This window comes from Burkholderia sp. CpTa8-5 (assembly GCF_017815045.1).
GTDB classification, from domain to species: Bacteria; Pseudomonadota; Gammaproteobacteria; order Burkholderiales; family Burkholderiaceae; genus Burkholderia; species Burkholderia sola.
In genome coordinates this window covers 137,800-157,946 of sequence record NZ_JAGIQD010000015.1, presented here as the reverse complement: position 1 = coordinate 157,946, position 20,147 = coordinate 137,800, and the positions used below count along the sequence as shown (strand labels likewise).

Here is a 20,147-nt window from a genome sequence, read left to right as displayed (position 1 = left end):
TTGATCTCGTGCTCGCGAATCAGCGCCTCTCAGAGGTCAAGTTCTGATCGTCAAGACGGCCTCAGATTGACGCTTACGGTTTATCTCCAGTATCTCCAGCGTTCTCCAAATCGTTTGGAGACACGCGAAGCCTTACCCCACAAGGCTTTGCGGCCGATTCAGGCGTTTATCTCCAAATCTCCAACTCGTTTTGCACTGAGCGGACAGGCGTCGTCTGTCTGCGTCGACCATGAAGCCAGACGGGGCGCGGCTCTCCGGGATTTGACGGGCGTCGGAGGCGTGTTTTCGAGGGGGTGTTCGCGATGCGCCCCGATCGAGCATTGTTGCGTCGGCCGCAAGTGTCGGGGTGGCCGGAAAGCGGGGGACCCTGCGTCTAGGGCAAAGACGCGGGGGCTCACACCCGCGTGTTTTTTCTACTGTCGGCGCTCCTAAGGGGGGACATATTCATAGATCGAGTCCAATCCACAATCTATGGTCAGTCCGATGAAAGAGCGGATTTTTGCCCGCTCGGCCCACCATTACTTGTGACAAAATGTTTCTGCAGACGATGCTAGGAGAGGCGCTATCAATCGGGGGAGTTCGTGTCGCGACCTCTTTATGTGCGACGCAGCGCGCTGGCCGTTTGCCAGCAAAACAGGAGGCAAACAAGATGACTAGTTTGTTCATAAATGAAAAGCCTGCGGGGTTCACCGTCGAGCCGGCACATTCAACCGTTCCACTTGGGACTTTCAGGACTCAGGCGGAAGCGATTGATTGGGCAAAGAGAAATCACCCAGCAAGCGCTTTGCATGTCGCTCGTGTCCGACATCTGAGTGACAAGCGCATCCCGGACCATTGGCGTCGCGTCTAATCGCTCGAATATGGTTGATCCTTCTATTCGCAGTGACCTGCCATAATCAATAAGATAGAGCTAATAGACAGGCTTAATCTGTGGCTCAGTCCGCAAGCGGTGGACTCTACCCGCTTGCGGACATACTGAAATGCAGTGAGCGACAGTCGCGCACGACGGACGAATCTATCTTGCCGTCGCGATTGGGATGATTTCAGCCCCGGCTTTGAGCTTGTCGAGGTGATCTCCCCACGTCTGCATCATTCGCCTACGCTCTGGCAGGTATTCAGCGTGAACGTAGGCGGCCGTCACTTGATTTCGTTCGGCGTGCGCCATCTGGCGCTCTACAACGTCCCGACCGAAGCCGAGTTCACGCAGAGCTGTAGCCGCCAGTCCGCGAAAGCCGTGCCCGGTCATCCGCGACTTGTATCCCATGCGATAGAGCGCGTAGAGCATGGTGTTGTTCGAAATGTGGCTCCGGCCTTGCACGCTATAGAACACGAATCGATGCTGGGCGTTGAGCGCGCGGAGCTGGGCGAGCACGTCGAGCGCTTGCCGTGATAGCGGCACGATGTGCGGGTCGCGCATCTTCATGCGTTCAGGCGGAACGCGCCACTCTGCGGCGGCCTCGTCAAACTCCGACCACTCTGCACGAATCATTTCCGTTGTCCGCACGAAGGTCAGCGCCATCAGGCGGAGCGCGAGCCGGGTGACTAGGTCGCCTTGGTAAGCGTCGATGTCTCGCATGAGCTGCGGTATCTCTGTCGCCTTGACGCGGGCCATGTGCTGCACGCCGGGGCCTTTCTTCAAGACTGTCTGCGCATCGATGTCGGCCGCCGGATTCCTGGAGCATCTACCGGTCATGATCCCGTACTGGAAGACCGCGCGCGAGCGCTGGAGGATCCGCTTCGCCGTCTCGCGCACTCCGCGTGCCTCGACCTCGCGAACAATGCTGAGCATCTGCGGGGAATCGATCTCCGCGATCGGGCGAGGGCCGATCTTCGGGAACACGTCGACCTCAAGCGAATTCAGCACCTTCTCCGCGTAGCCGTCGCTCCAGCCCGGACGCTGGGAGTCGAACCACTCGCGGGCTACCGCTTCGAATGAGTTGGCCGCCGCGATCTCGGCGGCCCGTCTTGCGTCCTTCTTCGCCTCGCCCGGATCGATTCCGGCCGCGATCTGCTCGCGGGCCTCGTCGCGTTTCTTCCGTGCCGTCGCGAGCGTGACGGCCGGATAGACGCCGAGGGCGAGCGTCTTCTGCTTGCCAAGGAAGCGGTATGAGAAGCGCCAGTACTTCGCGCCGTTCGGTTGGACGAGCAAGAACATTCCGTTGCCGTCCGTGAGTTTGTACGGGGCCGCGCTGGCCTTCGCGTTCCGTACCTGCACGTCAGTGAGAGGCATTGTTGGTATCTGTGTTGTTGGTATCTGCTGATACCAACAAAAATACCAACACTTTCTCCGGCTGTCACTGAGCAACCTTGAGTAACGATGGGAGCTAGAAGACCGCCGGACGGGCCTCAGCGGGCGATTTCTTGTGAATCTTGGGGATGGTTTGGGGCTTGACTGGTCCCCCCGACAGGAATCGAACCTGTATCTAGCGCTTAGGAGGCGCTTGTTCTATCCATTGAACTACGGGGAGAGCCATATCCGGGCAATCGCGCGAAAAACCGCGAGCCGGACGGCGGTGTGGACAGCGCGCAGAGTATAGCAAACGCGCGGCGCGTCGGCGGGGCGGAATGCACCCGCGACGCGCGTATCGCGAGATCACCCGCGACCGAAACAGAAACTCAGAAATCGACGACGACGAAATCTTCCTTGCCCACGTCGCACAGCGGGCAGCGCCAGTCCGCGGGAATGTCGGCGAAACGCGTGCCGGCCGGAATGCCTTCGTCGGGCAGCCCTTCCGCTTCGTTGTAGACCCACCCGCAAATCAGGCAGACCCAGCTCTGGTATTCGGTTACTTCGCTCATGTTGCGCTCGGGATAAAGAAAATTCGGCGATGCCGTCCGCAGCCTCGCTGGCGGACGAAAGGCGCAATGTTACCGGAATTTCGTCGAACGCCAGCGCAACGTCGTTTTAAACGTACGCATCGCGAACAACGCAACTGAAACACGCCCGCTGTTCGTGCGGTGTATGCTTCCGAGGCTGTCCAATCATAAGGAGAATGCGATGCTGAACAGAAAGTGGATCGCAGGTGCGGTATGCGTCGCGGCGATGGCCGTGTCGACGATCGCGCGGGCCGAGGCGCGCGTGTATTTCGAAGCGCCGAGCGACGGTGCGACGGTGTCGAATCCGGTGCATGTGAAGTTCGGTCTCGAAGGCATGGCGCTGAAGCCGGCCGGCGACATGACGCCGGATACCGGTCACCATCACCTGCTGATCGACGGCCGGCCGATTCCGAAAGGCGACGTGATCCCGGCGAGCGAACGTTCGCTGCATTTCGGCAAGGCCCAGACCGAGACCGACGTGAAGCTGCCGCCCGGCCAGCACACGCTGACGCTGCAGCTCGGTGACGGCGCGCACCGTTCATACGGTCCCGAACTGAGCTCGACGATCACGGTCAACGTGAAATAACCGTGCATCCCGCGCTGGCGCGCGATGCGCCGCGGGGGATCTGCCGATCGGCCGGCCCCTGGGATCCGGCCCGCATCCGCGTGCTCATGCGGGCACGCAAACCGTAGCCGGCATCCGAAAACCGGAGGTCGGCCACACCGCCCACGATACCGCGTCGGCGCCCATCGGAAACGCCCCGCGGCACTCGTCCATCCAGCCGAGCCGATGCCGGCCTCCGCGCCCGGTACAATGGGCGCTTCCGATTTCTCTCTTCGCCGTCTCCCCATGTCGCTCTATTCCATTACCGGCGCGCAGCTCGCGTTCGGTCACGTCGCGTTGCTCGATCACGCGGATTTCTCGCTGGAAGCCGGCGAGCGGGTCGGCCTGATCGGCCGCAACGGCGCGGGCAAGTCGTCGCTGCTGAAGATCGTCGCCGATCTCGCGAAGCCCGACGACGGGCTGGTCACGCGCCAGCAGGAGCTCGTGACCGTCTACGTGCCGCAGGAGCCCGAATTCGAGCCAGGCGCGACGGTGTTCGACGCGGTCGCGTCGGGGCTCGGGCATACGCGCGAATTGCTCGAAGAATACGATTCGATCGCGCACCGCCTCGCGGAGATACCGGAGGGCGCCGAACACGATGCGCTGCTCGCGCGGATGAACGCGCTGCAGTCGTCGCTGGACGCGCACGACGCGTGGAGCTGGCGTACGCGCGTGTCGATGACGCTCGCGCAAATCGGCCTGACGGACGGCGACGCGAGCGTCGACGCGCTGTCGGGCGGGATGCAGAAGCGCGTCGCGCTGGCGCGCGCGCTGGTGCTGCAGCCCGATGTGCTGCTGCTCGACGAACCGACCAACCACCTCGACTTCGACGGCATCCGCTGGCTCGAGGAGCTGCTCGTCGCGCAGCGCGCGGGCCTGCTGTTCATCACCCACGATCGTGCGTTTCTCGATCGCGTCGCGACGCGCATCGTCGAGCTCGATCGCGGCCGGCTGCTGTCGTACCCGGGCAATTTCTCCGCGTACCAGACGCGCAAGGCGCAGCAGCTCGAAGTCGAGCGCGTGGAGAACGAGAAGTTCGACAAGCTGCTCGCGCAGGAAGAAGTGTGGATCCGCAAGGGCGTCGAAGCGCGCCGCACGCGCAGCGTCGGCCGCATCGCGCGGCTCGTGCAGATGCGCAACGAGCGCGCGGAGCGCCGCAATGCGCAGGGCAACGTGAAGCTCGACGTCGCGCAGGGCGAGAAGTCCGGCAAGATCGTCGCGGAGCTGACCGACGTGACGAAGCGCTACGGCGGCCGCACGGTGGTCGACCGCTTCTCGACGACGGTCATGCGCGGCGACAAGATCGGCTTCGTCGGCCCGAACGGCGCTGGCAAGACGACGTTGCTGAAGCTGATTCTCGGCGACCTGAAGCCCGACGAAGGCACGGTGCGCACCGGTACGAACCTGCAGGTCGCGTATTTCGACCAGATGCGCGCGCAGCTCGACCAGGAGAAGAGCCTGGCCGACACGATCAGCCCCGGCAGCGAATGGGTCGAGATCGGCGGCGTGCGCAAGCACGTGATGAGCTATCTCGGCGATTTCCTGTTCGCGCCGGAACGCGCGCGTTCGCCGGTGAAGTCGCTGTCGGGCGGCGAGCGTAACCGGCTGCTGCTCGCGCGCCTGTTCGCGCGCCCGGCCAACGTGCTGGTGCTCGACGAACCGACCAACGACCTCGACATCCCGACGCTCGAACTCCTCGAAGAACTGCTGGCCGACTACGACGGCACGGTGCTGCTGGTCAGCCACGATCGCGCGTTCCTCGACAACGTCGTGACGTCGGTGATCGCGGCCGAGGGCGACGGCAAGTGGCGCGAATACGTCGGCGGCTTCACCGACTGGCAGATCCAGAGCGAGCGCTCGGAGCAGCTCGCGCAGCAGGAAGCGGCGAAGCGCGCGGTCAAGGAGGCGGCGCCCGCGAAGGACGAACCGGCGAAGAGCGCGGCCGGCCGCAACGCGCAGCGCACGGTGAAGCTGTCGTTCAACGAGCAGCGCGAGCTCGATTCGCTGCCGGAGAAGATCGCCGCGCTCGAAGCGGAGCAGAAGACGATCAATGCGCAGCTCGAGGACGGCGCGATTTTCGCGAAGGATCCGCAGGAAGGCACGCGCCTGACCGAGCGGTTCGCGGCGATCGACGACGAACTGCTCGCCGCGCTCGAACGGTGGGAAACGCTCGAGGCGAAGCGCAAGCCGGTGTGACGCGCGCGGTGCGCGCCGATCCCGCGATTGGCGCGCCACGCGGAACCAGTAAAATACCGCGCGTCCAGGGTCGCGCCGCACACGCCGCGCGCCCGCTTTCGGAGCAGTCCAAGCACACCGTTGTTTCGATTCGCTTTTTTACGGAACTCAACGTTTTGTCCACGACGTTATCCACACGAGGTGTGGACAACGTCCCGATGAATGACGAAATTCAGCGCCTATGTCAACGAAGAAACCCAGCGCGGCCTATAGCGAAGCATCGATCAAGGTGCTCAAGGGTCTCGAGCCGGTCAAGCAGCGGCCCGGCATGTATACCCGTACCGAGAATCCGCTGCACATCATCCAGGAAGTCATCGACAACGCGTCCGACGAGGCGCTCGGCGGCTACGGCAAGCAGATCACGGTCACGCTGCACGCCGACCAGTCGGTCTCCGTCGAAGACGACGGCCGCGGCATCCCGTTCGGCATGCACCCCGAAGAGGGCGTACCGGTCGTCGAGATCGTGTTCACGCGCCTGCACGCGGGCGGCAAGTTCGACAAGGCCGCGGGCGGCGCGTATACGTTCTCGGGCGGCCTGCACGGGGTCGGCGTGTCGGTGACGAACGCGCTTGCGACGCGTCTCGACGTGACGGTATGGCGCGACGGCAAGATCGCCGAACTCGGCTTCGCCGACGGCGACGTCGTGAAGCCGCTGTCCACGCAAGGCGCGGGCCGCGGCGAGAAGAAATCCGGCACGCGCGTGCAGGTGTGGCCGAATCCGAAATACTTCGATTCGCCGAACCTGCCGCTAGGCGAGTTGCAGCGCCTGCTGCGCTCGAAGGCCGTGCTGCTGCCGGGCGTCGAGGTCGTGCTCGTCAACGAAAAGACCGGCGAGCGCCAGACGTGGAAGTATGAAGACGGCCTGCGCGGCTACCTGCTCGACGAAATGAACGGCAGCGAGCTGCTGATCCCGCTGTTCGAAGGCGAGCGTTTCGCCGATGCGCGTTCGACCGACGAAACCTTCGCCGAAGGCGAGGGCGCATCGTGGGTCGTCGCATGGAGCGAGGAAGGCTCGCTCGTGCGCGAGTCGTACGTGAACCTGATTCCCACGCCGGCCGGCGGCACGCACGAGTCGGGGCTGCGCGACGGTCTCTACCAGGCGGTGAAGAGCTTCGTCGAACTGCACAACCTGCAGCCGAAGGGCGTGAAGCTGCTCGCGGAAGACGTGTTCGCGCGCGTGTCGTTCGTGCTGTCCGCGAAGGTGCTCGATCCGCAGTTCCAGGGGCAGATCAAGGAACGGCTGAACAGCCGCGACGCGGTGAAGCTCGTGTCGTCGTTCTCGCGTCCGGCGCTCGAACTGTGGCTGAACCAGCACGTCGAGCACGGCAAGAAGCTCGCCGAACTCGTGATCAAGCAGGCGCAGGCGCGTACGCGCGCCGGCCAGAAGGTCGAGAAGCGCAAGAGCTCGGGCGTCGCGGTGCTGCCGGGCAAGCTGACCGATTGCGAGACGGAAGACATCGCGCGCAACGAACTGTTCCTCGTCGAGGGCGACTCGGCGGGCGGCTCCGCGAAGATGGGCCGCGACAAGGAATACCAGGCGATCCTGCCGCTGCGCGGCAAGGTGCTGAACACATGGGAAACCGAGCGCGATCGTCTCTTCGCGAACAACGAGGTGCACGACATCTCGGTCGCGATCGGCGTCGATCCGCACAGCCCGGACGATACCGTCGACGTGTCGAACCTGCGCTACGGCAAGATCTGCATCCTGTCGGACGCGGACGTCGACGGCTCGCACATCCAGGTGCTGCTGCTCACGCTGTTCTTCAAGCATTTCCCGCAACTGATCGAGCGCGGCCACGTGTACGTCGCGCGCCCGCCGCTGTTCCGCGTCGACGCGCCGGCGCGCGGCAAGAAGCCCGCGCAGAAGCTCTATGCGCTCGACGACGGCGAGCTCGAAGCGATCCTCGACAAGCTGCGCAAGGACGGCGTGCGCGACACGCAGTGGAGCATCAGCCGCTTCAAGGGCCTCGGCGAAATGAGCGCCGAGCAGCTGTGGGACACGACGATGAATCCCGACACGCGCCGCCTGATGCCGGTGAAGCTCGGCGAGCTCGACTACGAGGCGACCGTCGCCCGGATGACGATGCTGATGGGCAAGGGCGAGGCAGCCGCGCGGCGCGGCTGGCTCGAGGAAAAGGGCAACGACGTCGAAGCGGATATTTAAGCGTTAAGCGGAGCTTCCGCGCGGCCGGGCATGACGCCCGGCCCGGCCTCACGCCACTTACGAATACGGAATTCAGATGGACGACAATACTTCCGATCTCTTTGCCAGCCCCGACGCGCCCGAGAGCGACGCGCTGACGCTCGGCAACTACGCGGAGCAGGCGTATCTCAGCTACGCGGTCAGCGTCGTGAAGAGCCGCGCGCTGCCCGACGTGTGCGACGGCCAGAAGCCGGTGCAGCGCCGGATCCTGTTCGCGATGAACGAAATGGGCCTCGGCCCCGACGCGAAGCCGGTGAAGTCGGCGCGCGTGGTCGGCGACGTGCTCGGTAAATACCACCCGCACGGCGACCAGTCGGCGTACGACGCGCTCGTGCGTCTCGCGCAGGATTTCTCGCTGCGCTACCCGCTGATCGACGGGCAGGGCAACTTCGGTTCGCGCGACGGCGACGGCGCGGCGGCGATGCGTTACACGGAAGCGCGGCTCACGCCGATCGCGAAGCTGCTGCTCGACGAGATCGACCAGGGCACGGTCGACTTCATGCCGAACTACGACGGCTCGTTCGAGGAGCCGAAGACGCTGCCGAGCCGCATGCCGTTCGTGCTGCTGAACGGCGCGTCGGGCATCGCGGTCGGCCTCGCCACCGAAATCCCGTCGCACAACCTGCGCGAAGTCGCGGCCGCGGCGGTCGCGTTGATCCGCAATCCGAAGCTCACGCACGCGGAGCTGATGAACCTGATCCCCGGCCCGGATTTCCCGGGCGGCGGCCAGATCATCTCGAGCGACGCCGAAATCGCGGCGGCGTACGAATCGGGCCGCGGCAGCCTGAAGGTGCGCGCGAAATGGAAGATCGAGGATCTCGCGCGCGGCCAGTGGCAACTCGTCGTCACGGAGTTGCCGCCGAGCACGTCGGGCCAGAAGGTGCTCGAGGAAATCGAGGAACTGACCAACCCGAAGCTCAAGCTCGGCAAGAAGACGCTGACGCCCGAGCAGCTGAACACGAAGAAGGCGATGCTCGACCTGCTCGACGCGGTGCGCGACGAGTCGGGCAAGGAAGCGGCGGTGCGGCTCGTGTTCGAGCCGAAGTCGCGCACGATCGACCAGACGGAATTCGTGAACACGCTGCTCGCGTACACGAGCCTCGAATCGAACGCGACGCTGAACCTCGTGATGATCGGCGCCGACGGCCGGCCGGGCCAGAAGGGCCTGCTGACGATCCTCGACGAATGGGTGAAGTTCCGCCAGCTGACGATGACGCGCCGGTGTCGCCATCGTCTCGCGAAGGTCGACGACCGCATCCACATCCTCGAAGGGCGGATGATCGTCTTCCTGAACATCGACGACGTGATCCGCATCATCCGCGAGTCGGACGAGCCGAAGGCCGCGCTGATGAGCGCGTTCGGCCTCAGCGAGCGGCAGGCCGAGGACATCCTCGAAATCCGGCTGCGCCAGCTCGCGCGGCTCGAGAAGATCAAGATCGAGAAGGAACTCGAAGCGCTGCGCGACGAGAAGGCGAAGCTTGAGGACCTGCTCGCGAACGAAAGCGCGATGAAGCGGCTGATGATCAAGGAGATCGAGGCCGACGCGAAGCAGTACGGCGACGATCGCCGCACGCTGATCCAGCAGGAAAAGCGCGCGACGTTCGAGGCGAAGGTGGTCGACGAGCCGGTGACGGTGGTCGTATCGCAGAAGGGCTGGGTGCGCGCGCTGAAGGGTCACGGGCTCGACCCGGCCGGCTTCACGTTCAAGGCGGGCGACCATCTCTACGCGGCGTTCCAGTGCCGCACGCCGGATCGCCTGATCGCGTGGGGCAGCAGCGGCCGCGTGTATTCGGTCGACGTGTCGGTGCTGCCGGGCGGGCGCGGCGACGGCGTGCCGGTCACGTCGCTGATCGAGCTCGAATCGGGCTCGCACCTGATGCACTACTACGCGGCGCCGGCCGACCAGCAACTGCTGCTCGCGTCGAGCAACGGCTTCGGCTTCCTCGCGAAGGTCGGCGACATGGTGAGCCGCCTGAAGGCCGGCAAGTCGTTCATGACGATCGATACGGGCGCGGTGCCGCTCGCGCCGATGCCGGTGCTGCCGAACGCGACGCAGGTCGCGTGTCTGTCGAGCGGCGGGCGCTTGCTCGTGTTCGGGATGGACGAGATGAAGACGCTGTCCGGCGGCGGGCGCGGCGTGATCCTGATGGCGCTCGACGACAAGGAAACGCTCGTGCAGGCGCTGGCGATCGATCCGGCCGGCGTCGTGCTGATCGGCACCGGCCGCGGCGGCAAGGTGCAGGACGACACGCTGTCGTATGCCGGGCTCGCGCCGCACATCGGCAAGCGCGCCCGCAAGGGCCGCGCGCCGGACACGAAGCTCAAGGTCGTCACCGAGTTGCGTCCGCTGCTGGGCTGACGCCGCGCGGTCGACCGGACCGTCCGGTTCACCCGGTTCGGCCGCGATCGAAGGCCGCACGTCCGCTTCGGCGGGCGTGCGGCTTTTTCTTTCCGGCGCAGGAATGCGGGTAAGCAAGCGTGGCGCTGTCACGCGGAATTTGCAAAATAGTGTGAAATCGCGTCGAGGGTCCGAACCGCCGCGCGGCTGACGGGTCGAACGTCGCTTGATGCCGCGTGCGACGCGGCCGTTCGCTGCACCCACTCATCACAGGATCGTCCCCATGTCCCACGCCGTTGCCGTCGCGCTGTTTCTTCACCTGCTGGCCGTCGCCGTGTGGGTGGGCGGGATGGTCTTCGCGCACTTCTGCCTGCGCCCCGCGCTGTCCGACCTGTCGCCGCAGTTGCGGCTGCCGCTGATCGAAGGCGTGTTCGGCCGCTTCTTCAACTGGGTGTCGGGGGCCGTGATCGTGATCCTGCTGTCCGGCGGTTTCCTGCTGATGAGCTTCGGCGGCGCGCACGCGACGTGGTCGCTGCATGCAATGGCCGGGCTCGGCGTCGTGATGATGCTGATCTTCGGGCACATCCGCTTCGCGCTGTTCCCGCGCATTCGCCGTGCGGTGCAGGCGCAGAACTGGCCGGACGGTGCCCGCGCGGTGAATGCGGTGCGGCTGCTGGTCGTCGTGAACCTCGTGCTCGGCGTCGTCACGATCGGCGCGGCCGTGCTGTCGCGCGGTTTCTGACCGGCCGGCGTCAGCCCTTCGCCCTCGGCCGTCGGCCGCACGCCCGGCGGCGCGCGCCGCTATGCGGCCAGCATCGCGTCGAGCAGCCATGAGCCGGCCGGCCCGAGCGGCCGGTTGCGCGACCAGACCGCATCCACCCGTACACGGCGCGGCCAGCCGCGCGCGCGCAGCTCGCACAGGCGGTCGCGCGCGAAGTGCTCGACCATCCAGCGCGGCAGTTCCGCCCAGCCGAACCCGAGTACGGCCATCTCCAGCAGCATCAGGTAGCTCGGCGCCAGCCAGTGCTGCGTGCCGACGACGATCCGGTCGTCGGTGCCGCGACCTTCCGTTTTCACGTAGGTATTGAGGCGCAGTTCGCGCACGTCGCGCAGCGCCGCGTGCGGCACCTCGGCGTCGCCGTATTCGGCGAGCGCGTGCGTGCGGCCGACGAACAGCCCGATCTCCGATTCCTCGGCCACCGTCGCCGCGCCGATATCGGCCGGGTAGGCCGCGCGCGCGGCCATCAGCCCGAGTTGCGCGCGACCCTGCTGGATCAGGTCGAGCACGTCGTCGTGCTCGGCGATCTGGCATTCGAGCTCGAGCGCCGGAAAGCGCCGTTCGAGCGCCATCAACGTTTCCTCGTAACGCTTCGACTGGTAGGTATCGGACACGACGAGCGTGAGCCGCGCTTCCTCGCCGTGCGCGAGCCGGGCGGCCGTGCGGTCGATCGCCGCGCTGGCCTCGAGCGCGCGCTGCACCTGCGGCAGCAGCGCGCGGCCGGCATCGGTGAGCGTCGGCGTGCGCGTCGAGCGGTCGAACAACTGCACGCCGAGATCGATCTCGAGATTCGCGATCGCTTCCGACACGGTCGACTGACGCTTGCCGAGCTTGCGGGCCGCGGCCGTAAACGAGCCGAGCAGTGCCGCTTCGGCGAATGCGAGCAGCGCTTCCGGGGCGTGGTACATGCAGGGCTCCTGGTGACTTCATATCGGTAAAACCGATGATATCAAACTGGATTCACACGGTTGTGCCGATCAGAATGGCCAGCATGAATCAAGTCATGCATCGGAGAGCATCATGAAACAGACGAATAAAACGGTGACGGAACGCCTGCTGCACGCGCTGACGTTCGAACTGGTGGCGATCGCGCTGTGCGCGCCGATCGGCGCGTGGCTGCTCGACATGCCGGTGTCGCACGTCGGCGTGCTGACGGTGATGGTGTCGTTGATCGCGATGGCGTGGAACATGACCTTCAACACGCTGTTCGACCGCTTCGAGCGGCGGGCCGGGTGGTCGCGCACGCTCGGCATGCGGATCGCGCACGCGGTGACGTTCGAGCTCGGCCTCGTCGCGATGGTGGTGCCGGTTGCCGCGTGGTGGCTGAACGTGAGCCTCGTCGAGGCGCTGCTGCTCGACCTCGGCATCGTGCTGTTCTTCCTGCCTTACACGTTCTGCTTCAACCTCGCGTACGACGCGCTGCGCGCCCGCTGGATCGCGCGCCGGGTCGCGGTGCAGGCCGGTTGACGGAGTCAGGCCGGCCAGCGCGAGCAGGGCGACGGCCGCCGCCCGTCAGTGCGCGGCCCACAGCCACACGCTGCACACGGCGGCGACCACGCCGTACACGGCATAGACGGGCACCTTGAAGCGCGTGAAGCACAGTGTCGCGAACGCGCCCGTCAGCCAGTAAACCGGGTCGGCCGGTTCTCGATGCAGGATCTTCACGACGGCGACCACGAGAAAGGCCGTCGTTGCCGCGCGCAGCAGGCGCATCCCGTGCTCGAAGCGCGAATGGCGCTTGAGCCGGAACAGATGGTTCTGCGCGAACACGACGAGGCACCCGGACGGAATGAACAGCGCGGCGGTGGCGAGCAGCGCGCCGGCCCAGCCGTCGGTCAGGTAGCCGAGAAACGGCACGACGTTCAGCAACGGCCCCGGCGCGACCGGCGACAACGCGAACGCCAGCGTGAAGTCGTGATCGGAGATGCCGGTCGCCGGCGACACGAACAGCGTCTTGAGCACCGGTAGCGCGGAGAAGCCGCCGCCGAACAGCGTCATGCCGGCGCCCGCGAGGCGCGGCCACAGCAGATCCGCCTGGTAATCGCCGGGCAGCGGCACCGCGAACAGCACGACGAGCACGCCGAGCAGCACGAGCAGGCCGCGATCGCGCCTGGACAGCGTGAAATCGACCGTGTCGCGTTGCGACGGCCCCGTCAGCCAGCCCGCTGCGAACGCGGCGAACAGAATCGCGACGAAAGCGGCCGGACTATGCGCGAAAGCAAGCAGAATCGTCGATAACGCGGCGATCGCCTGTTCGAGCCGCGTACGCGCGAGCGAGCGCAACTGCTTGACCCACGTGACGCCGATCAGCGCGGCGAGCACCATCCCGAAGTGATTGATCAGCACCGGCGCGGCCAACGAGCGCACGAGCGGCGTCTGATAGAAGATCGCGAACAGCGTCATCAGGACCGAGAACGGCAGCACGCTGGCAATGCCGGCGATCCATGCGCCGGCACGGCCATGCAGCGTCTGGCCGACCTGCACGGCGACATTGCAGCCGACGGGGCCCGGCACGAGCCACGCGAGCGCGACGAGATCGCCGAAGACGTGCGGCTCGATGCGCTGCAGCCGCTCCACGTAGTGGCGTTCGAGCTGCGCCATCATCGAAAGCCCGCCCCACGAGACGGCCGAAATGCTGGCGACGACCTTGAACAAGGTCCATAGGGATGCCGGTGCCTCTTCGACACGCGCGGTCGCTTCGACTTCGACGGTTGTCATGATTGTGTGGTTGGCGCAGGGCCAGATCTCTCGCGTAAGGCCGTGGCAACGGCCCGCCGACACGTCGGCCCTCCCGATTGTCCGCCGCGCATCGTGACACTACCATGCGCGAAAACGCTAGTTAATGAACTAAACGAACGGATCGGAAAACGTAACAATTGCGGCGGTGCGCAAACGCGCGCCGCGGCTGCGGCGGTGCGGCTCAGCCGCCCGTGCTGCCGGTCGCGCGATGCGCGACGACGTTCGGATGATCGCCGCGCACGCCGAAGCGTGCGATCAGCGCGGGAATCGCATCGGCCGGCACCGGGCGCGAGAACAGGAAGCCCTGCGCCTCGATTTCGCCGAGCGCGGACAGCCACGTGATCTGCTCCTCGGTTTCGGTGCCCTCGACGACGACGGTCAGCCCGAGCGAGCGCGCGAGATGCACGATCGACGACACCATCACGCACACGCTGCGATCGGTCGGAATCGCCTGCACGAACGAGCGGTCGACCTTCAGCGTGTCGACCGAGAAGCGGTGCAGGTACGACAGCGACGAATAGCCGGTGCCGAAATCGTCGAGCGCGATCCGGATGCCGAGCTTTTTCAGCGCGACGATCTTCTCGGACACGAGTTCCGGATATTCCATCATCGCGGTTTCGGTGATCTCGATCTCGAGCCGGTTTGCGTCGATGCCGGTGTCCTGCAGCGCCTGCGAGATCGTCTCGATCAGGTCGCCGCGCCAGAACTGCACGGGCGAGATGTTGACCGCAAGCGTCAGCGTGTCGTGGCCTTCGTCGTGCCAGCGTGCGATCTGCGCGCATGCGGTGCGGATCACGAAGTCGCCGATCGGCACGATCAGGCCGGTCGATTCGGCGATCGAGATGAATTCGTTCGCGGAGATCACGCCGTGTTCGGGATGATCCCAGCGTGCGAGCGCCTCGAAGCCGGTGATCGTGCGGTGCGTGAGGTCGATCTTCGGCTGATACGCGAGGAACAGCTGCCCCTCGGCGAGCGCGACGCGCAATTGCTGTTCCCAGCGCATCAGGTGGTCGGCGCGGTGCGACAGGTGCGGCGCATAGAACTGGTAGCAGTTCTTGCCGGCGTCCTTCGCGCTGTACATCGCGAGGTCGGCCTTTTTCAGCAGGTCGATCTCGCTTTCGTTCGCGACGGTGTGCAGCGCGATGCCGATGCTCGCGTGCAGCACGAACGAACTGCCGCGTACGTCGAACGGCTCGCTGAACATCCGGATGATCGCTTCCGCGAGCCGCACCGCGCGCCGCTCGACGTCGTCGCCCTTCATCACGACGACGAACTCGTCGCCGCCGATGCGCGCGAGCGAGCCTTCGTCGCCGACCGCATCGGCCAGGCGCGACGCGGTCATCTGCAGTACGATGTCGCCGGCGTTGTGGCCGAGCGTGTCGTTGACGGTCTTGAAGTTGTCGAGATCGATGAACAGCAGGCCGAGCCGCGACAGGCTCGCGGGCATCGACACGTCGTTGCGCAGCCCGCGCAGCGTCGCATAGCGGTTCGCGAGGCCGGTGAGCAGGTCGTATTCGGCGAGCTGCGTCATTTCGCGCTCGCGCCCGAGCAGCTTGCCGATCAGGCCCGTCGCGACGCCGAAGAACGCGAGCATCGCGAGCGTGATGAAGCTCGTCATCAGCAGGTAGACGTTGCGCGTGTGGGTGTAGTCCGCGAACTCTTCCGTCTGCGACAGCCCGACCATCACCGCGAGCGGGTAGCCGTCGAGGTGGCGGTACGACACGATGCGCGTCACGCCGTCGATCGGATCGATGATCGTGCCCGTCACGCGCTCCGCGATCGGGTAGACGCCCGACGCCGAAAACGCGCCCGGCGCATTGCTGACCGAGCCCGTGCGTCGCGCGAGCACCGCGCCCGTGTCGGACACGACCGCGATCACGCCTTCCTTGCCGATCGCCGCGTTGTTGTAGAAATCGTTCGTGAAGTAGCTCGGGTCTTCCGACACCACGACGATGCCTGCGAAGCTGCCGTCCGGATTGTTCAGGCGCCGCGTCATCTGCAGCGTCCAGTGGCTCGACACGCGGCCGAGCACGGGCTTGCTGATGAAGAGGCGGTCGTCGTTGTGCGCGAGGTGGACCTTGAAGTGCTCGCGGTCGGACAGGTTGATCGGCTGCGGATGGAGTTCGGCGGTGTTCGCGAACAGGATGCCCTTCGCGTTGACGAGCGATACCTGGATCAGCGTGTCGCTCGGTACGACGCCTTTCTCGACGGCGCTCGCGAGATTGAAGCGCGCCGGCGACTTCTCGAATTCGAACTTGACGAAGCGGGTGATCTGGTCGACCTGGTGGATCGCCTTGACCGTATGCTGTTCGAGCGCGGACGACAGGATCGCCGCGGAAGCCGCTGCTTCCTTGTACGCACTGTCCTTTTCAACGGACAGCCGCGCGATGATTACGGCCCACAGCAGCGCGAGCGCCAGCATCCCGAGCAGCGGGATGGCAAACAGCGCACGCCGGCGCGATTTGCGCGGCGCGCGCAGCGGCCGGTTCGGCGGCGTGTGGTTGGACCGGGCGGAGCTCATCGAAGAGGGCGGCGTCCTGCTCGCGTGCGCCATCCGTCTGGATGGCCGACTATGGTTCGGATTGTCCCGACGTCTGTTCGTTCGCGGGACGCGCAACCATGGACAGACCTCCGAAACAACGGATTAGGCCCGATATTACTGGCTGGAACGTTTTTGCGATAGCTGGGCAAAGCGCGGGGCGCCGGACGAGCCGGCGCCATCGCACATCGCGAAATGTCAGTCGGGCGACCGGAACGTGCCGTCGACGACCGTGACGACGTCACCGCCGATCCAGGTCGTGCCGTCCGCGTCGTAGTTGACGAAGATGCGGCCGTCGCGGCCGATCGCCGTGCCCTGGCGGGCCGTATACGACGGGCCGGGGCGGCGTTCCTGCCGCGTCAGCAGCCCGGCCAGCGCGGCGTTCGCGCTGCCGGTGACGGGGTCCTCGCCGGGGATGCCGAACTTGCCGCCCGTCATCAGGCAGCGGATCTCGAACGTCGCGGGGCCGCCTTCGGCATGCGGCGCGTAGGCGGCGAGGCCGTCCACGCCGTAGCGGTGGGTCAGCGCCGCCAGTGCGGCCGGATCGGGCGACAGGCCGATGCACGCGTCGGCCGACTTCAGCCGCACGACCAGCCACGGCGCGCCGTTGTCCACCGCGCACGGCTCGGCGTCCAGGTCGAGCGCGTCGCTGCGCAGCGCGGCGGCCAGTACCGCGTAGTCCGAACGGTCGAGCGGCGTGACGCGTGCCGGCGGCGCGGCGAACGCCCAGCCGTCGGCCTGCTCGCGCAGTGCGACGCGGCCGACCCCGCACTGCTGGATCAGCCGGCCCGGCGTGCGCGGCCGCGCGCCGCTTTCGAGGAACGCATGCGCGGTGCCGAGCGTCGGGTGGCCGGCGAACGGCAGTTCGCCGCCCGTCGTGAAGATCCGTACGCGATAGTCGGCTTCCGGATCGGTCGGCGTGCAGAGAAACGTCGTTTCCGACAGGTTCGTCCAGCGGGCGATCTCGAGCATCGCGTCGTCGCCGAGCGAATCGGCGTCGAACACCACGGCGAGCGGATTGCCCTTGAACGGCACCGACGTGAACACGTCGACCTGCTTGAAACGAACGAGACGGCCGGGCATCGCGCGGCGCCCGTTACGCGACTTCGGCGATCAGCTCGATCTCGACGCACGCGCCGAGCGGGATCTGCGCGACGCCGAATGCCGAGCGCGCATGCTTGCCCGCGTCGCCGAACACTTCGGCGATCAGCTCCGATGCGCCGTTCGTCACGACGTGCTGTTCGGTGAAGTCGAGCGTCGAGTTGACGAGGCTCATCAGCTTGACGATGCGCGTGACCTTGTTCAGGTCGCCGGTGTGCGCGTGCAGGGTGGCGAGCAGGTCGATCGCGATCGAGCGCGCGGCCGCCTTGCCGTCTTCCGTTTGGAGATCGGCGCCGAGCTTGCCGGCCCAGACCTTGCCGTCCTTCTTCGCGATGTGGCCCGACAGGTAGACCGTGTTGCCGCTTTGCGCGCTCATCACGTAGGCCGCGGCCGGTGCGCCGGCGGTCGGGAGCTCGATGCCGAGCGACTTCAGTTTGTCGTAGACGTTAGCCATGCGTTCGATTCCTCGTAGAGAGTCGTGACAGGGAAAAAAGGGGGATCAGAGGCGCTCGCGCAGCAGCTTGCCGAGGCGCGCGACGCCTTCCTCGATCTTTTCGGGCGGCACCGTCACGAACGACAGGCGCAGCGTGTTCTGCTGCGCGTTCTCCGCGAAGAACGGCGCGCCCGGCACGAAGGCGACGTGGTTGTCGACGGCCGCGGCGAGCAGCTTCATGCTGTCGATCTGCGCGGGCAGGTTCACCCAGATGAACATCCCGCCTTCCGGGCGGTTCCACGTGACGCCTTCCGGCATGTGGCGCGCGAGCGCGCCGAGCATCGCGTCGCACTGCGCGCTGTACAGCTCGCGGATCGTCGGGATGTGCTCGTCGAGGAAGCCGTCCTTGATCACTTCGTGCGCGATGCGCTGCGTGAGCGTCGGCGTGTGCAGGTCGGTGGCCTGCTTGGCCTGCACGAGCTTGAAGTGGAGTTCCTCGGGCGCGATGATGTAGCCGATCCGCAGGCCCGGCGCGAGCACCTTCGAGAACGTGCCGAGGTGCACGACGTGGTCGGGCGCCATCGACAGCATCGTCGGCAGCGGCTCGCCCTGGTAGTTCAGCGCGCCGTACGGATCGTCCTCCAGCACCGGGAACGGGCTCGACTGCGCGAACGCGGCGAGCGCGCGGCGGCGCTCGACGGGCAGGCGGCGGCCGGTCGGGTTCTGGAAGTTCGGCTGCGCGTACAGCAGGCGCGCGCCTTGCGTGAGTTCGGGGGTGAGACCTTCCGGCAGCAGGCCCTGCTCGTCGGTGGGCACCTGCACGTAGCGCGGCTCGTACAGCGAGAACGATTGCAGCGCGCCGAGGTAGGTCGGGGTTTCGACGAGGATCGGGCTGTCCGGGTCGATCAGCGCCTTGCCGAGCAGGTCGAGCGCCTGCTGCGAGCCGGTCGTGATCAGCACCTGCGACACGCGCACGCTGTAGCGCTCGGCGATCCATTCGCGCAGCGGCAGGTAGCCTTCGGTCGCGCTGTACTGAAGCGCGGCGGCCGGCGCGTCGCGCAGCACGCGGTCGGCGGCGGCGCGCATGCGTTCCGCCGGGAACGTCGCGGGGGCGGGCAGGCCGCCGGCGAACGAGATGACCTCGGGGCGTTCCGTGACCTTCAGGATCTCGCGGATCGCGGAGCTCGTCAGCTTGCGGGCGCGTTCGGAAAGCTGCCAGTGCGGCGGATGCAGGTCGTTCGGATTCATAGTCTCCTCGTTCGGATATCGTGGTCAGTCAAGAAAGGTCGTTCGGGCGCATCGCTTCGACGCTGCCGGGTGGGCAGTACGGGCACGATGAAGCCTTCGCGGCTGGGTAAGCACGGCCAGTCAGGCAAAACCGATCAGGCAAAACGTCCATTATGGCGCAGCTCATCAGCCGGCGCGAGCGGGACGCGGCGCCGTGGCGACCGCCGAGCGGCGCCCGAGCACCACGGTCGCGATCACGGCAGCCGCGAACAGCCACGTCGACGACGTGACCGTTTCGCCGAACAGCAGCGCGGAAAAGGCGATCGTGAAGAAGATCTGCAGCAGTTGCACCTGGCCGACGCGCGCGGTGCCGCCCATCGCGAGCCCCGCGTACCACGCGAAAAAGCCGATGCATTGCGAAAAGAGGGTCACGTAGCCGAACGCGAGCCACGTGCGCAGCGCGAGCGGGCCTGGATGCGCGGCGTGCTGCATCCAAGCGAGCCAGCCGACCGGCAGCACGAGGAACGGCGCCGACACGACGAGCGCCCAGCAGATCACCTGCCAGCCGCCGATCTGGCGCGCGAGGCGCGCGCCTTCCGCATAGCCGAGCGCGCCGATGCCGACCGCGACGAGCATCAGCGCGTCGCCGGCCTGCACGGTGCCGCCGCCGTCGCGCAGCGCGAACGCGATCACGAGCGCGCTGCCGGCCACCGCGCTGGCCCAGAACGCCTTCGACGGCCGTTCGTGCGACAGCCACGCCGCATACAGCGCGACGAACAGCGGTTGCAGCCCGTTGACCACCGCGCCGTGCGAGGCCGGTACCGATTTCATCGCCCATGCGGAGAACACCGGATACGCGATGATCACGCCGGCCGACGTGATCGCGAGGCTCTTCAGTTGCGCGCGGGTCGGCAGCCGCTCGCGGCGCCACCACAGCAGCAGGCCGGCCGGCACGGCGGCGGCGAGCGCGCGGCCGAGCCCGTTGAGCAGCGGATTGAGTTCGGAGACGACGATCCGCGTCATCGGCAGCGTCAGGCTGAAGATCATCACGCCGATCAGGCCGAGCAGCATGCCCCGGGTTTCGCGCGAATTCATGTCGTGGGTGTCTCCGTCTTGCAGGGTGGTTGTGATCG

General features: G+C 66.3%; 15 protein-coding genes and 1 tRNA gene. 6 read left to right on the top strand and 10 right to left on the bottom strand.

Features of this window, described 5'->3' with window-relative positions; all coding sequences use genetic code 11:
• Nucleotides 1-1,015: 1,015 nt before the first annotated feature.
• The 3 genes from J8I35_RS22695 to J8I35_RS22685 form a co-directional block, all read right to left on the bottom strand.
• Entirely contained in the window at nt 1,016-2,230 is a 1,215-nt protein-coding gene (locus J8I35_RS22695) for an integrase arm-type DNA-binding domain-containing protein (protein ID WP_209926954.1), read from the bottom strand.
• Nucleotides 2,231-2,393: 163 nt separating this feature from the next.
• Nucleotides 2,394-2,468 (bottom strand) — tRNA-Arg (locus J8I35_RS22690).
• A 148-nt stretch (nt 2,469-2,616) separates the two neighbouring features.
• Nucleotides 2,617-2,799: a rubredoxin gene (locus J8I35_RS22685; protein ID WP_006478164.1), complete on the bottom strand. Its 183-nt coding sequence runs from the start codon at nt 2,797-2,799 to the stop codon at nt 2,617-2,619.
• Nucleotides 2,800-2,998: 199 nt separating this feature from the next.
• On the opposite strand from J8I35_RS22685, the gene J8I35_RS22680 reads away from it, so the two are divergent.
• The 5 genes from J8I35_RS22680 to J8I35_RS22660 all read left to right on the top strand — a co-directional run bounded on the left by J8I35_RS22680 (nt 2,999) and on the right by J8I35_RS22660 (nt 10,939).
• Nucleotides 2,999-3,403 carry a DUF4399 domain-containing protein gene (locus tag J8I35_RS22680; protein ID WP_209926953.1) on the top strand — a complete coding sequence of 135 codons (405 nt, stop codon included), beginning with the start codon at nt 2,999-3,001 and terminating at the stop codon, nt 3,401-3,403.
• Between the two features lie 228 nt (nt 3,404-3,631).
• The gene (locus J8I35_RS22675) at nt 3,632-5,617 is read left to right on the top strand and encodes an ATP-binding cassette domain-containing protein (RefSeq protein ID WP_209926952.1); all 1,986 of its coding nucleotides are present in this window, start codon (nt 3,632-3,634) and stop codon (nt 5,615-5,617) included.
• Between the two features lie 220 nt (nt 5,618-5,837).
• On the top strand, nt 5,838-7,820 hold the full coding sequence (gene parE, locus J8I35_RS22670) for a DNA topoisomerase IV subunit B (RefSeq protein ID WP_050017499.1): 1,983 nt from the start codon (nt 5,838-5,840) through the stop codon (nt 7,818-7,820).
• Between the two features lie 76 nt (nt 7,821-7,896).
• Nucleotides 7,897-10,218: a DNA topoisomerase IV subunit A gene (gene parC, locus J8I35_RS22665; protein ID WP_124637646.1), complete on the top strand. Its 2,322-nt coding sequence runs from the start codon at nt 7,897-7,899 to the stop codon at nt 10,216-10,218.
• Between the two features lie 262 nt (nt 10,219-10,480).
• Nucleotides 10,481-10,939, top strand: coding sequence for a CopD family protein (locus J8I35_RS22660; RefSeq protein WP_050017501.1), 459 nt, complete (start codon nt 10,481-10,483; stop codon nt 10,937-10,939).
• 59 nt (nt 10,940-10,998) lie between these two features.
• On the opposite strand, the gene J8I35_RS22655 is transcribed toward J8I35_RS22660, so the two are convergent.
• Nucleotides 10,999-11,883 carry a LysR family transcriptional regulator gene (locus J8I35_RS22655; RefSeq protein ID WP_209926951.1) on the bottom strand — a complete coding sequence of 295 codons (885 nt, stop codon included), beginning with the start codon at nt 11,881-11,883 and terminating at the stop codon, nt 10,999-11,001.
• Nucleotides 11,884-11,995: 112 nt separating this feature from the next.
• Between J8I35_RS22655 and J8I35_RS22650 the strand changes: the two genes are divergently transcribed.
• The gene (locus tag J8I35_RS22650; protein ID WP_050017503.1) at nt 11,996-12,442 is read left to right on the top strand and encodes a multidrug/biocide efflux PACE transporter; all 447 of its coding nucleotides are present in this window, start codon (nt 11,996-11,998) and stop codon (nt 12,440-12,442) included.
• 45 nt (nt 12,443-12,487) lie between these two features.
• Here J8I35_RS22650 and J8I35_RS22645 read toward each other — a convergent pair whose 3' ends face one another.
• The 6 genes from J8I35_RS22645 to J8I35_RS22620 form a co-directional block, all read right to left on the bottom strand.
• A complete protein-coding gene (locus tag J8I35_RS22645) occupies nt 12,488-13,693 on the bottom strand; it encodes a chromate transporter (protein ID WP_050017504.1) in 1,206 nt (401 codons plus the stop codon).
• A 202-nt stretch (nt 13,694-13,895) separates the two neighbouring features.
• The gene (locus J8I35_RS22640; protein ID WP_050018122.1) at nt 13,896-16,235 is read right to left on the bottom strand and encodes an EAL domain-containing protein; all 2,340 of its coding nucleotides are present in this window, start codon (nt 16,233-16,235) and stop codon (nt 13,896-13,898) included.
• A 216-nt stretch (nt 16,236-16,451) separates the two neighbouring features.
• Complete coding sequence (locus J8I35_RS22635; protein ID WP_124651413.1) at nt 16,452-17,336, bottom strand: PhzF family phenazine biosynthesis protein; 885 nt, start codon at nt 17,334-17,336, stop codon at nt 16,452-16,454.
• 13 nt (nt 17,337-17,349) lie between these two features.
• Entirely contained in the window at nt 17,350-17,808 is a 459-nt protein-coding gene (locus J8I35_RS22630) for a RidA family protein (protein ID WP_006478174.1), read from the bottom strand.
• Nucleotides 17,809-17,853: 45 nt separating this feature from the next.
• Nucleotides 17,854-19,035 (bottom strand): PLP-dependent aminotransferase family protein, encoded by a 1,182-nt coding sequence (locus J8I35_RS22625; RefSeq protein WP_050018120.1) that lies wholly within the window; start codon nt 19,033-19,035, stop codon nt 17,854-17,856.
• A 165-nt stretch (nt 19,036-19,200) separates the two neighbouring features.
• The gene (locus J8I35_RS22620; RefSeq protein WP_209926948.1) at nt 19,201-20,109 is read right to left on the bottom strand and encodes a DMT family transporter; all 909 of its coding nucleotides are present in this window, start codon (nt 20,107-20,109) and stop codon (nt 19,201-19,203) included.
• Nucleotides 20,110-20,147 lie beyond the last annotated feature (38 nt).